General features: G+C 62.8%; 10 protein-coding genes. 5 read left to right on the top strand and 5 right to left on the bottom strand.

What is annotated here, in order from left to right; genetic code table 11:
- Positions 1-24: 24 nt before the first annotated feature.
- The 4 genes from NDI76_RS03480 to NDI76_RS03465 are packed head-to-tail and all read right to left on the bottom strand — an operon-like array spanning position 25 to position 4635.
- A complete protein-coding gene (locus tag NDI76_RS03480; RefSeq protein WP_310922622.1) occupies positions 25-915 on the bottom strand; it encodes an FAD binding domain-containing protein in 891 nt (296 codons plus the stop codon).
- Complete coding sequence (locus NDI76_RS03475; RefSeq protein ID WP_310922621.1) at positions 915-3383, bottom strand: xanthine dehydrogenase family protein molybdopterin-binding subunit; 2469 nt, start codon at positions 3381-3383, stop codon at positions 915-917. Before NDI76_RS03475 ends, NDI76_RS03480 begins: the two co-directional genes overlap by 1 nt.
- On the bottom strand, positions 3380-3985 hold the full coding sequence (locus NDI76_RS03470; RefSeq protein ID WP_310922620.1) for a (2Fe-2S)-binding protein: 606 nt from the start codon (positions 3983-3985) through the stop codon (positions 3380-3382). The genes NDI76_RS03475 and NDI76_RS03470 overlap by 4 nt, the downstream gene beginning before the upstream one ends.
- A 2-nt stretch (positions 3986-3987) precedes the next feature.
- On the bottom strand, positions 3988-4635 hold the full coding sequence (locus NDI76_RS03465; RefSeq protein WP_310922619.1) for an SRPBCC family protein: 648 nt from the start codon (positions 4633-4635) through the stop codon (positions 3988-3990).
- Positions 4636-4813: 178 nt separating this feature from the next.
- On the opposite strand from NDI76_RS03465, the gene NDI76_RS03460 reads away from it, so the two are divergent.
- Together NDI76_RS03460 and NDI76_RS03455 are read left to right on the top strand one after the other, a co-directional pair.
- A complete protein-coding gene (locus NDI76_RS03460; RefSeq protein WP_310922618.1) occupies positions 4814-6040 on the top strand; it encodes a molybdopterin molybdotransferase MoeA in 1227 nt (408 codons plus the stop codon).
- Positions 6041-6100: 60 nt separating this feature from the next.
- Positions 6101-7072, top strand: coding sequence for a hypothetical protein (locus NDI76_RS03455; protein WP_310922617.1), 972 nt, complete (start codon positions 6101-6103; stop codon positions 7070-7072).
- A gap of 3 nt (positions 7073-7075) precedes the next feature.
- Here NDI76_RS03455 and NDI76_RS03450 read toward each other — a convergent pair whose 3' ends face one another.
- Positions 7076-9010, bottom strand: a complete 1935-nt coding sequence (locus NDI76_RS03450; protein WP_310922616.1) for an ABC transporter ATP-binding protein — start codon at positions 9008-9010, stop codon at positions 7076-7078.
- A 259-nt stretch (positions 9011-9269) separates the two neighbouring features.
- Between NDI76_RS03450 and NDI76_RS03445 the strand changes: the two genes are divergently transcribed.
- The 3 genes from NDI76_RS03445 (at position 9270) to NDI76_RS03435 (ending at position 12190) form a co-directional block, all read left to right on the top strand.
- Positions 9270-9530, top strand: coding sequence for a HalOD1 output domain-containing protein (locus tag NDI76_RS03445; protein ID WP_310922615.1), 261 nt, complete (start codon positions 9270-9272; stop codon positions 9528-9530).
- Positions 9531-10409: 879 nt separating this feature from the next.
- Positions 10410-11348 (top strand): tRNA guanosine transglycosylase family protein, encoded by a 939-nt coding sequence (locus NDI76_RS03440; RefSeq protein ID WP_310922614.1) that lies wholly within the window; start codon positions 10410-10412, stop codon positions 11346-11348.
- Entirely contained in the window at positions 11345-12190 is an 846-nt protein-coding gene (locus NDI76_RS03435; RefSeq protein ID WP_310922613.1) for a hypothetical protein, read from the top strand. Before NDI76_RS03440 ends, NDI76_RS03435 begins: the two co-directional genes overlap by 4 nt.
- Positions 12191-12198 lie beyond the last annotated feature (8 nt).

The following is a 12198-nucleotide window of genomic DNA, read 5'->3' as shown; positions in this document are numbered from 1 at the left end:
CTGGGACCGGGTCCGGATGTTCGTTCAGTCGGCCGCGGCGGGAGCCGAAACGCGTTCGCTCGCGTCCTGTAGCGCCCGCTTCGTGTACACCTCCAGCAGTTGCGCGCGGAACGCCGCCGACGCCTGCAGGTCGTCCATCATCATCGCCTCGTCCAAGTCGTCCGCGGCGCGACTCGCGGCCGCCTCGATGGCGTCGTCGTCGAGCGTCTCACCCGTCAGGGCGTCCTCGACCGGTTCGAGTCGGACGCCGTGGTCCATCACGCCGTTGGCGGCCACCTTGACCGAGGAGACGGCGTCGCCGTCCGTCGCGACGAGCGCCGAGACGCCCACCATCGGGTAGCCCGACGACGGACTCGGCTTCTTGGCGTACGTCCCGACGGCGCCGTCTGCCGACGGCAGTTCCACGCGCACCAGCAGTTCGCTGGGGCCGAGATCCGTCGCGTACATGCCGAAGAAGAACTCCTCGGCGGGCACGGAGCGCTCGCCGTCCGGGCCGTGGACGACGAGCGTCGCGTCCGAGACGAGCGCCGGCCCCGGCAGATCCGACGCCGGGTCGGCGTGCGAGAGGTTGCCGCCGACCGTTCCTCTATTTCGGACCTGCCGGTCGCCCAACTGCTCGATGGCCGCCGTCAGCGCCGGCGCGTGCTCGCGGGCGTCGTCCGCGTCGAGCACCTCGCTGTAGCGCGTCATCGCGCCGACGGTGAGCGTGTCGCCCTCGGCGGAGACGCCGCGCAACTCCTCGATACCGCTGATGTCTATCAGGACGTCAGGGCTGGACAGCCCCGTCTTCATCGCCGGGAGCAGGCTGTGCCCGCCCGCCAGCAGTTCGGTCTCCGCCATCGCGTGCTCCTCGAGCAGGTCGACCGCCTCCGAGACCGACTCGGCCTCGTAGTAGTCGAATTCGTCGGGGAACATCAGCGCTCACCTCCCGTCTCCGCGGCGGCGTCCGAATCCGCGTTCGCGTCCGTCTCGCCTTCGTCGCCGCCGTCCGCCGTCGCCTGTCCGTTGACCGCACTCCACACCCGCTCTGCGGTCATCGGCATCTCGACGGTGTCGACGCCGAACGGTTGGAGGGCGTCGGTCACGGCGTTGACGACGGCCTGCGGCGCGGCGATGGTGCCCGCCTCGCCGACTCCCTTCACGCCCAGCGGATTGTGCGGGCAGGGGGTGACCGTCGATTCGGTCTCCATGTCGGGGATGTGCAGCGACTTCGGCACCGCGTAGTCCTGCATCGACCCCGTCAGCAGTTGCGCGTTGCCGTCGTAGACGGCGCCCTCGTAGAGCGCCTGTCCGATGCCCTGCGCGACGCCGCCGTGAATCTGTCCCTCCACTATCTTCGGGTTGATTTGGTTGCCCACGTCGTCGACGGCGACGTACTTCTCGAACTCGATCTCCCCCGACTCGGGGTCGACCTCCACGATTGCGACGTGCGTGCCGAACGGGAAGACGAAGTTGTCCGGGTCGTAGAAGGAGGTGGCCTCCAGTCCGGGTTCCATATCGTCGGGCATGTCGTGCGCGAGGTAGGACTGCTGGGCTATTTCCGCGATTCCGAGCGAGCGGTCGGTGCCGGAGACGGTGAACTCCCCGCCCGCGAACTCCACGTCGGCCGGGTCGGCCTCCAGTTGGTGGGCGGCTATCTCGCGGGCCTTCTCGACCAGTTTCTGCGAACTCTTCACGAGGGCGCTGCCGCCGACCGCGGCGGAGCGAGAGCCGTAGGTGCCCATCCCCTGCGGTATCTCGTCGGTGTCGCCTTCGACGACCTCCACGTCCTCGTACGGGATGCCGAGTTCGTTGGCGACGATTTGGGCGTAGGTCGTCCCGTGACCCTGTCCGTGCCCGGACGTCCCGCAGAAAGCGGTGACGGTGCCGCCGGGGTGAAACCGGACCAGACTGGACTCCCAGAGGCCCGCCTGTGCGCCGAGTTGCCCGGCGAGTTCCGAGGGGGCGAGCCCGCACGCCTCGATGTAACAGGAGAAGCCGATGCCGAGGTAGCGACCCTCCTCGCGGGCCTCCTCCTGCCGTTCGCGGAAGGCGTCGTAATCGACCGCCTCTAAGGCCTTCTCCATCGGCTTGCCGTACTCGCCGCTGTCGTACTCGACGGCCACCTGCGTCTGGTAGGGGAAGTCGTCGTCGGAGACGAAGTTTTTCTGTCTGAATTCCGCGGGGTCGACGCCCGCCTCCCGCGCCCCCAGCGAGGCGAGTCGCTCGACGAGGAACGACGCCTCGGGGCGGCCGGCGCCGCGGTAGGCGTCGACCGGCGGGACGTTCGTGTACGCGCCCGTCACCGAGGCGTGGATGGCCGGGATGTCGTACTGCCCGGAGAGGAGCGTCCCGTACAGGTACGTCGGGACGGCGGGCGCGAACGTCGAGAGGTACGCGCCGAGGTTCGCCTTCGTATCCACGCGCAGACCCGTGATGTTCGCGTCGTCGTCCATCGCCAACTCGGCCGTCGTGACGTGGCCGCGGCCGGGGGCGTCCGTCTTGTACCCCTCCGTCCGCGTCGACGTCCACTTGACCGGCCGTTCGAGGTCTCGGGTGACCAACGCGACGAGGGCCTCGTCGGCGTAGTGGTGTATCTTACAGCCGAACCCACCGCCGACGTCGGGCGCCTTCACCCGCAGTTTGTGCTCGGGGTGACCGATGACTCCCGACATGAGCAGGCGGTGCAGGTGAGGGTTCTGCGAGGTCATGAACACGTCCAGTTCGTCGGAACCGGGGTGGTAGTCGGCCACCGCGGCGCGCGGTTCCATCGCGTTGGCGATGAGGAGTTGGTTCTCCAAGTCGAGCGAGACGGTGTGGGCCGCGTCGTCGAACGCCTCTTCCGTCCGTTCCTCGTCGCCGATTTCCCAGTCGAAGGCGACGTTACCCTCGGCGTCGTCGTGCAGTTGTCCGGCCTCGCCGTCGAGCGCCGCCTCCGGGTCGGCGGAGGCGTCGAGGCGGTCGTAGCTCACGTCGATGGCGTCCGTCGCGTCGTGGGCGACGTAGCGGTCCTCGGCGACCACGACGGCGATGGCGTCACCCTGGTACCGCACTCGGTCCTTCGCTAACACCGGGTGGTCGACCTGTCTGAGACTGTCGAGGAGCCACCCCGTCGGGATGAGCAGCGACCCGTCGCGCGAGACCGACTCGTCGGCCACGTCGTCGTGGGTGTAGACGGCGACGACGCCGTCCATCTCCTCGGCGGCGCTCGTGTCGACGTCCTCGATTTCGGCGTGGCCGTGCTGGCTCCGGAGAATCGTCATGTGGAGCATCTCCGGCAGTTGGATGTCGTCGGTGTACTCCGCGTCGCCCGTGAGGAGCGAGGGGTCCTCCCGGCGTTCGATGGCCGACCCGAGGATGTCCGCGGCGTCGACGTCGTCGGGGTCCAGCGAGTCGATGCTCATCTGCGCTCACCCTCGTCCGGCCAGCGCACGTCGCAGGAGTCGGCCGTCTCCGCGCCCGGACTCGACCCGGACGCGCACCCGGCGTCGCCGTCCGCGTGTTCTTCGACGGAACCGCCGTCGGCGACGGCGCCCGACCCCATCGTCTCGGCCGCGTTCTCGACGGCGTTGACGATGTTCTGATAGCCCGTGCAGCGACAGAGGTTGCCTTCGAGGCCCTCCCGAATCTCCTCGCGGGAGGGGTCGGGGTTCTCTTCGAGGAGGTCCGTCGCCGTCATCATCATCCCCGGCGTGCAGTAGCCGCACTGGAGGCCGTGCTCCTGTTGGAAGCCCGTCTGGATGGGGTGGAAATCGCCGCCCTCGGCGAGTCCTTCCACCGTGTCGACCGACGCACCGTCGGCCTGTACCGCGAGGAGCGTGCAGGACTTGACCGCGTCGCCGTCGAGGTGGACCGTGCACGCGCCGCACGTGCTGGTCTCACAGCCGACGTTCGCGCCGGTGTAGCCGAGTTCGTCCCGCAGGGCGTGGACGAGCAGCGTCCGCGATTCGACCTCGAGTTCGTGTTCCGTTCCGTTGACCGTCAGCGTGATGTCGTGTTCTGCCATGATTAGTCTGAGTCGCTCGACCGACCGAGCACCCGGTCGACGAGTCCGCGGTCGCCGTCCGTTCCGTCCGACTCCGCCCCGTCGCCCTCGACATCGGCGTCCGAGAGTCGCTGTTCGTCGAGTTTGTCCTCCACCGACGAGAAGAAGCGCTTGACGACGCGGTTGGCCACGGGGTTGACGACCCGTTGGCCCATCTGCGCCACCTTGCCGAACACGTCCGCCTCCGTCTCCCAGTCGACTGCGGTGCCGTCCTCGGTTTCCGAGAGCGTCATCCCGGAGGACATCTCGAAGGAACTGTTGCTGGAGGAGCCCTCGCCGACGGCGGACATCTCCGGGTAGTCGCGGTCGTCGATGGTGACGACCGTCTCGAACGTCGGGTTCACGGGGCCGACGCTTATCTGCATCAGGGCGGCGTAGTGGTTCCCCTCCTCGAACGCTCGCTCGGCGATGACCTCTGGGTCGCCGGTCAGTTCGACGTCCCGGTCGGCCGTCTCCTCGCGGAGGGCGCCGAAATCGGGGTCCGCGTCGTCGACTTCGACCAAGAACTGACAGCCGGGGAGCGACTCCTCGACCAGGACGGGGTCCGAGAGGGCGAGCCACACCTCCTCGACGGACGAGCCGTCGAGTTCGAACGTCCCGCTAAACTCCATATCGCCACCTCTTGGCACGTGTCATCATAGTCCACAGAAACGGTTCGACCGTGTATTAATAATGGTTTGCACTTATGATTATATAAGGTCATATGGAATCCAAAATCCGGCGACGCGGCGGCGACGCGAGCGAGCGACGACCCGGACGAAGCGCGCCCGGCCGGACGCGGAGGGGACGATGAACGCCCCCGGACCGCTCCGGCGGTCGGTCGCCGCGGACCGACTGCTCGAACTGCGCGCCGCGCGGCCCGACGCGCCGACCGAGCGGGTCGAACTGGTCGCGGCCGCCGGTCGGACGCTGGCCGAACCGGTCGCCGCCGGATACGACGTGCCCGCGTACGACCGGGCGACGATGGACGGGTTCGCCCTCGCGGCCGACGACGACTACCCCCTGACCGTCGTCGGCAGGGTGTTCCCCGAGGACGACCCGCCGTCGATACGGGCAGGCGAGGCCGTCGAAATCGCCACGGGCGCCCCGCTCCCCCCGGAGGCGGACGCGGTGCTGATGCGCGAGGAGGCGACCGTCGAGGACGGACGGCTATCCGGCCCCTCGCTGTCGCCCGGAACCCACGTCTACCCCGCGGGCGCAACGGCCGCCGCCGGCGAGCGCCTGCTCTCGGCGGGCGAGACCGTCGAACCGCGACACGCGGCGCTCCTCCGGGACGTGGGCGTCGACAGGGTGACGGCGTACCGGCCCCTGAACGTGGGCGTCCTCGCCACCGGGACGGAGATTCGCGAGGGGCGGCAACCGGACCGCGACTCGGAGATGCTCGTCGGTCTCGTCGGCCGGTGGGGGCACCGCGCGGAGATTCTCGACGCCGTCCCCGACGAGAAAGCGGCCGTTCGGAGAGCAATCGGGGAGGCCGCCGCAGGGCACGATGCGGTCCTGACGACCGGCGGCACGAGCGTCGGACACGCGGACCACGTCGTCGGGGTGCTCGCCGAGCACGAGATGCTGTTTCGCGGCGTCGCGCTCAGACCTGGCCGACCGGTCGCCGCGGCGACGGTGGCGGGGACGCCCGTGTTCGCCCTGCCGGGGAAACCGATGGCCGCCCACGCGGCGGCGACGCTGGTGCTCCGACCGTACTTCGCGGGGCGCGAGCGACTGTCGACCGTCGAGGCGACGTCCGCCGCGCGGGTGACGCTCCCCGAACGGGACGAGGGCACGGAGATGGAGTACGCGGTTCCGGTGACGTTGGACGACGAGGCGGGGTCGACGGACCCGCCGACGGCGACCCCCCTCGGACACGCCGCCTCGTCGCTCTCGCTGTACGAGGAGCGGTTCGCGCCGGGGCGCGTCGCGTCGAGCACGCGCGTCGCCTTAGCCGACGGCGTCGTCCTGACCCGGGAAGCGCTCTCGGCCGGCGAAGGCGTCGCCGTGGTCCCGTACGAAGCCGTGGAGTGACTTACGTTATAGTAAGATACAGCAACTGCTAACAGATCCGTCAGTGAATTAGAATTTGAGATGAACGATGGACACCGGGGACTATCTTATTACGTGGTGTTAGCGGCTTCAATTATCCTGATCACATTCCTATCATACGTCTTATACCAGACGTATATAGAGAAAGGGCTTACACTCCAATTTGCCAGTGTACTATCCAGTGCTACGCTAGTTGTTATCACGATATGGTATGCTCAATCAACGCACAAACTGCTCAGCAAGACGGAGAAACAAACAGAGGCAACTCAAGCCGCCTATGCTCCAAAGTTGGATATAAAGCAGATATGGGCTGAAGATTCTATGGAGTTGATTATTGCGAATAGAGGTCTTGGAGTTGCACGGGATATTAGTATAAAGGTAGATGTCTATCCGGATGTCGGTGGGTTTGACTCTATAGGCGAACGGTATCAATATATACTCCATTTTCAACAGTCACTTCCCCCAAATCAGAAGTTTACTACTGATTCAGGAGATTCAATCGTTGTTGAACCCCGTTTCTTTACCGAACTCAGTGACACGACAATCCAAGAATACATCCGGCGAAGCGGAGACCATAGCCAAGAAGCATTGGTAGATAGTGGAATAATAAATGAAGATACATATGAATATCTGATGGATTACTACGAGAAAGAAGGAAAGGGTGGCTCTGAATCTCTCCCGGTAGAAACCGGTACCATATTTGGTCTGACAGAGATTGTTGATAGAAAGAAACTCCCGGGTCAGCCTCCTCTAATTGTTGATGTGACTGCTAATTACAGAGATATCGTCGGGACAACGACATATTCTGAAAAGTTGGTTGATGGGCATGGGGTTTTGACAGAGATGAATAGGTCTGGGAAGAGAATTAACGCCTTCAGGAGTGCACCGCCGGTTTCAGGAGTGAAGATTAGAATCTGGAATTCTGTTATGGATTTCCTCAGAGAGAGAATGCCAGAGATCAATATTACATATCCCTATGAAGAAGACTATGATGCGAGTTTAAAAGACATATAGGAGTCAGTCGTCCGCCGTCGCCTCCGGCGCCGCCGCGTCGGCCTGCCGGCCCCAGAGGTCGGCGTACGCGCCGTCGGCGGCGACGAGGTCGTCGTGGGTGCCCCGCTCGGTGATTTCGCCCTCCTCCAGCACGATGATCTGGTCGGCGTCGCGGATGGTCGAGAGGCGGTGGGCGATGACGAACGCGGTCCGCTCTTCGACCAGTCGGTCGAGGCTCTCTTGAATGAGTTCCTCCGTCTCGGTGTCGACGTCCGAGGTGGCCTCGTCGAAGACGATGATGGCGGGGTCGTTCAGCAGGGCGCGGGCGATGGCGATGCGTTGTCGCTGGCCGCCCGAGAGCTTCACCCCCCGCTCGCCGACGCGGGTGTCGTAGCCCTCGGGGAGGTCGCGGACGAAGGCGTCGGCCTCCGCCGCCTCCGCCGCCGCGATGACCCGTTCGCGGGTCGCCTCGTCGTCGCCCCTCTCGTACCACTCGGCCTCCAGAGCGTCGACGTCGCCGTACGCGATGTTCTCGGCCACCGTCCCCGAGAACAGGTACGGGTCCTGCTCGACGATGCCGATTTCGTCGCGGAGCGCCTGGAGGTCGTAGTCGCGGACGTCGACGCCGTCGACGCGGACGGCGCCGTCGGCGGGGCCGTCGCCGTCGACGTCGTGGAAGCGGGCGATGAGCTTCAGCAGCGTCGACTTCCCCGCGCCCGTCGGCCCCGCGAGGCCGACGGTGTCGCCGGCGGGCACGTCGAGGGAGACGTCCCGGAGGACGGGGTCGCGGTCGCCGTATGAGAACGTGACCGAGTCGAACTCGACGTCGCCCTCGACCGTCTCGGGGCGGTGCGGCGACTCGGGACTCGTCACCTCGGGGTCGCGCCCGAGGAGGCCGAACACCCGCTCGGCGCTGGACAGGGCGAGTTGGTACTTGTTCGCGGATTTGCCGACCCGACGCATCGGGGAGTACAGCCGACGGAGCAGGAGGAAAAAGAGCGTGAACCCTCCGAGCGTCAGCGCGCCGTTCTCGCCGGGCACGCCGGTGATGATGTCGGTGCCGCCGACGAACAGCACGATGACGAAGACGACGCCCGTAAGCAGTCGGAGCGCCGCGAAAAAGCCCCGGCGGATTCGCAGCGCGGACACCTTCTCGTCGTGGTAGGCCTCGCTCTGTTGGGCGACCCGGTCGCGCTCGAAGTCGTAACGGTCGAACGCCTTGATGACCGCCGCGCCGCCGAGGTTGTTCTCCAGTCGGGTGTTCAGCCGCGCGACCGTCTCGCGGATGGACTTGTACCGCGGTTCGATCCACGTGAGAAAGCGGCCGCTCGCCACGCCGATTATCGGGACGGGCGCCAGCGCGACCAGGGCGAGTTTCGGCGAGTACGTCCAGAGCACGAACGCGATGCCGCCGACCGTGGCGATGACGCGGATGAGCTGGCGGAACTCCGTGTTGAGAAACTGCTCCAGCCGGTTGATGTCGCTGTTGAGAATGGACATCAGCCCGCCGGTCTGGTGGTCGACGAAGAAGGACATCGAGAGATGTTGGATGTGGTCGTAGGTGTCGTTTCTGAGGTCCCGTTGGACCTTCTGCGCCGTCGCCTGCAGGAGGTACCGCGAGACGAACCGGCTCACCGACCGGACGAGGTACGCGAGGACGGCGACGGCGACGAGTCGTTCGAGGAGGGCGAGCCGCGCCGCCTGCGTGGTTATCTGCGCCGCCGGGAGGACGCCCAGGTCGGTCAGCATCCCGGTCTCTCCCGACTGGCGGATGGCGCGGTCGATGGCCGCCGCGACGACGATGGGCGGAACGAGTCGCGCGAACCGCGTCAGGAACGCGGCGAGGACGCCGAACGTCAGCCGGACCCAGTACGTTCGCGCGTACGCGAGGAGGCTCACCATCGGGTGGCCGTCGACGTTGTCGCGAACGCGCTCGAATCCGCCGTGGTCCGGTGGCATTGCCGTTCGTATCGGGCGCTCGCCCAAGTATCCGGTGGCTCCGGCGAGGCGGGCGAGCGTATCGGTCGGGGTGCGTCCGGGCGGCCCAAAGCGCTTTCGCGGACCTACTACTCTATAGTAGCGTCTGCACGTCATCACTCACTCGACCGCACGACAGCGCGCGGTCGGCTGAGTAGACAGTTGCAGACGCTACTATAGCCTGCACAGACTACCCTCCGAGGTGCGTCGGGAGACGTACCCCGTTCCTGAACCCCCTCCGATGTCCGACAATCACTCGACGGCCACGCCCAGTCCGCGAACCTCCAGCGAGAACATCATGTACGAAATCGTCGCGACGGTCGCCGAAGCGAAGGGCTGTGACCCGACGTCCCTGCGCCCCATCGCCGAGGTGATGAACACCGAGGCCGTCGAGACCGTCCTCTCGAACCCGGAGGTCAGCATCTCGCTCGGATTCGAGTACGAGGGCGGACTCGTGCGGGTGAGCGAGGCGGGCGTCGAGTACGAAGTGACCGACGAGTAGTGCTCGCCGACTCGGATCGCCCAATCAGCGGAAACGAACGTTCGCGTACGGACGCTTCCGCTTCTGTTTGTCAGATACAGCTAAGTTCGAACGGAATAAAGAGCCCAACTCAATCGACAGACAGCAATGATGCGCATTCACTCAATGGTTGGATTCGGTTTACGAAGCCAAAAGTCACTATTTAAAACAGCAGAGCAATCTGTCGATTCTACGAGCGAGGAACAGGTATGGGCCCTGACGGATTCGAACCATCGACCACTCGGTTATGAGGCCAGTCCCCGACACAGACGTTCGGCGACATCCTTCCGGTGCTCACAGCCACCGATACCGATGATTTCGAGGACCTCAGTTATATGAGTTGCTGAACAAAGTATGATGCCTTGTGGTGCCGAAGAGGGAATTTCACGACTACTCGGCGGGTGTCGATAGTTTCAGAGACTAGTGTCGCGATGAGAATATTGTTCTTATACCAACATTAAATCTAGAGATAAAGACCAGTATGTTTGAATTACGAGGCCGCCCTACGCTTCACTTGTAGACCGAAGGAGGGTACAGCGATAACGAGGGTAGCATTTATTAGTAGCGGACGAAATGAAGGTCCAGGGGAAACTACAGACAAGATATGTATCCATACCAATTATATTCTGAATCTGATGCGTGTGGGGGATTTGATACTGACGCTATGATTAAATACGGTTATTGGGACGAATCGGAGATCTCCAAAAACCAGCCCACCAGAATCGCAGGGCTTACTCAAACCCATTCAGAGCAATGACTCTCTCATTCTATGCTGCGATGAGTGTCTCCCCCAGTTCGATGCGGAATACGTTCGCTCGGCTTCAGGATGGATATGGGTCCTTAGAACCGCTCCGAAACATCATGTTTACCCCGATCTCAAATGGACCGGGAGCACACCGATCGATCCAGGCACTTACTGAGAGGTTCGATCTCAACGTGATGTTCGATTCTGGAGGGTACGAAGTCCAGGTCGGAAACAAGGAATTCGACGACCTATACTCATATTTAATTAACTTCTACGGAGAGAACAGTTGGGGACACCGATACGTTCTCCCTGATAATGTGCCGCTCTCCGATGACCCTCCCGAAGTTGTGAACCGCAAGGTTGACGAAACCCTGAGCGCGACTGAGATGTGCTTCCGCCGGCTCTCCGAAGATCGGCAATCTAAGGCTGTCGCCGTCGTTCAGGGCCACACCACAGACCAGCTGTACCGATGTCTCAACAAGTACAGCCAGCTAGATGGCCTCCAACACATTGGCTTCGGAAGCTTCGGAACGAGTGGAGTGAGCAACGGCGTAAATATGCTCACCACAGAAACCTTCCAAAACCTCTCGACGGTCGTTGACCGCGCGCACGAAGAAGGACTATCGGTTCACGCATTCGGCGTTGGTGGGCCAACCAGTCTCCCGCTCCTGTATGAAGCGGGCGTCGACTCATTCGACACAACGAGTTGGATGCGATCAAGCGGATACGGAAATGTATTCTTTCCTTTCAAGAGTCGGTTCAACGCCTCTCACCGGAAGAACCGCGGAGGGAACGTCCTCACCGGAAGTGAACTCCCCCACCTTCGAGCAGAGACCGATCACCAGTGTCCATTCTGTGAGGATATCAATGATCTCCGAAACAATCGGTGGGACCGCATTATCCATAATCTGCTCGTCATCTACGAAATGACGCATCAAATGGAGAGGATGACCACCGAAGAGACAATCGAGGCAATGGACTCCAACTCACAGTACCGGAAACTACTCGAATCCGTTCAGGAGATCAAGCCAGTTAGGAGGTCAATCTTAACATGAGCAACAAACTCCACATTGTCGGGAGTGCAGGACGACCCGAGGCAATCAAGCGCTACCTCGACCTCCTTGATCGGCGTGATTACGACACTGTTGAAAGTGTGATGAGTGATGCCTACCACGAATTCGGGCTTAGTCACCCCACCCAGGCAGGTCAACATATCAACACAAAAGATATGACGAATACATTAGCACGACTCGGACTCGTGCAGGAGGATAACCGGCTGGCACTTACAGAATTCGGTCAGGAGCTTGTGGAAGTCCTCATCCACAACGAACAGCGTTTCTATGACTTGCTACACTTTGTGTACGCATCCGCGTATTATCGGAATCCAGATCCTAAGCGGTTAATCTCATGGTCTTACTACCAAATCACTCGTGAATACTGTGAGAGGGCGCCTGTCGACTTCAACGACGCCAAGCAGGAAATCGTAGAGGCTGTGTTACAAACTGCCGAGAACGAGGCTACTACTGGGTTCGATAATTACGGCACGCTGAGTAAGAAGAGTATTAACAATTATCGGAGGTTTATCGACGAGTTAGAACCACCAGTACTCCAGGAGGGACAATTTGTGTTGCGGGAATTTGTCCCGTCGGAGTTGGTAGTGGCTTCGATTGATCTCCTCTACCGAACAGACTTCGCTGGATCACAGGACTACGGGGGATTGATGAGCTTGAGTGGAGCTCCTGCCGAGGCACTACAGACCCTCTGTCTGGTGCAGGAAGACTCTCTCTCCGATGTGGTCGAACAGGCAGTGAAAATGGATAGTCGACTGAGTCTCAAGGCCGATTACACCATGCACGTCCGGCTATCAGAGCCAGTGAATCTCAATGACCTCGCCTAATGCACCAC

Source organism: Halogeometricum sp. S1BR25-6 (assembly GCF_031624495.1).
In the GTDB taxonomy this organism is placed as follows: Archaea; Halobacteriota; Halobacteria; order Halobacteriales; family Haloferacaceae; genus Halogeometricum; species Halogeometricum salsisoli.
The sequence above is the reverse complement of the archived record's forward strand: the minus strand, read 5'-3'. Positions and strand labels throughout refer to the sequence as shown.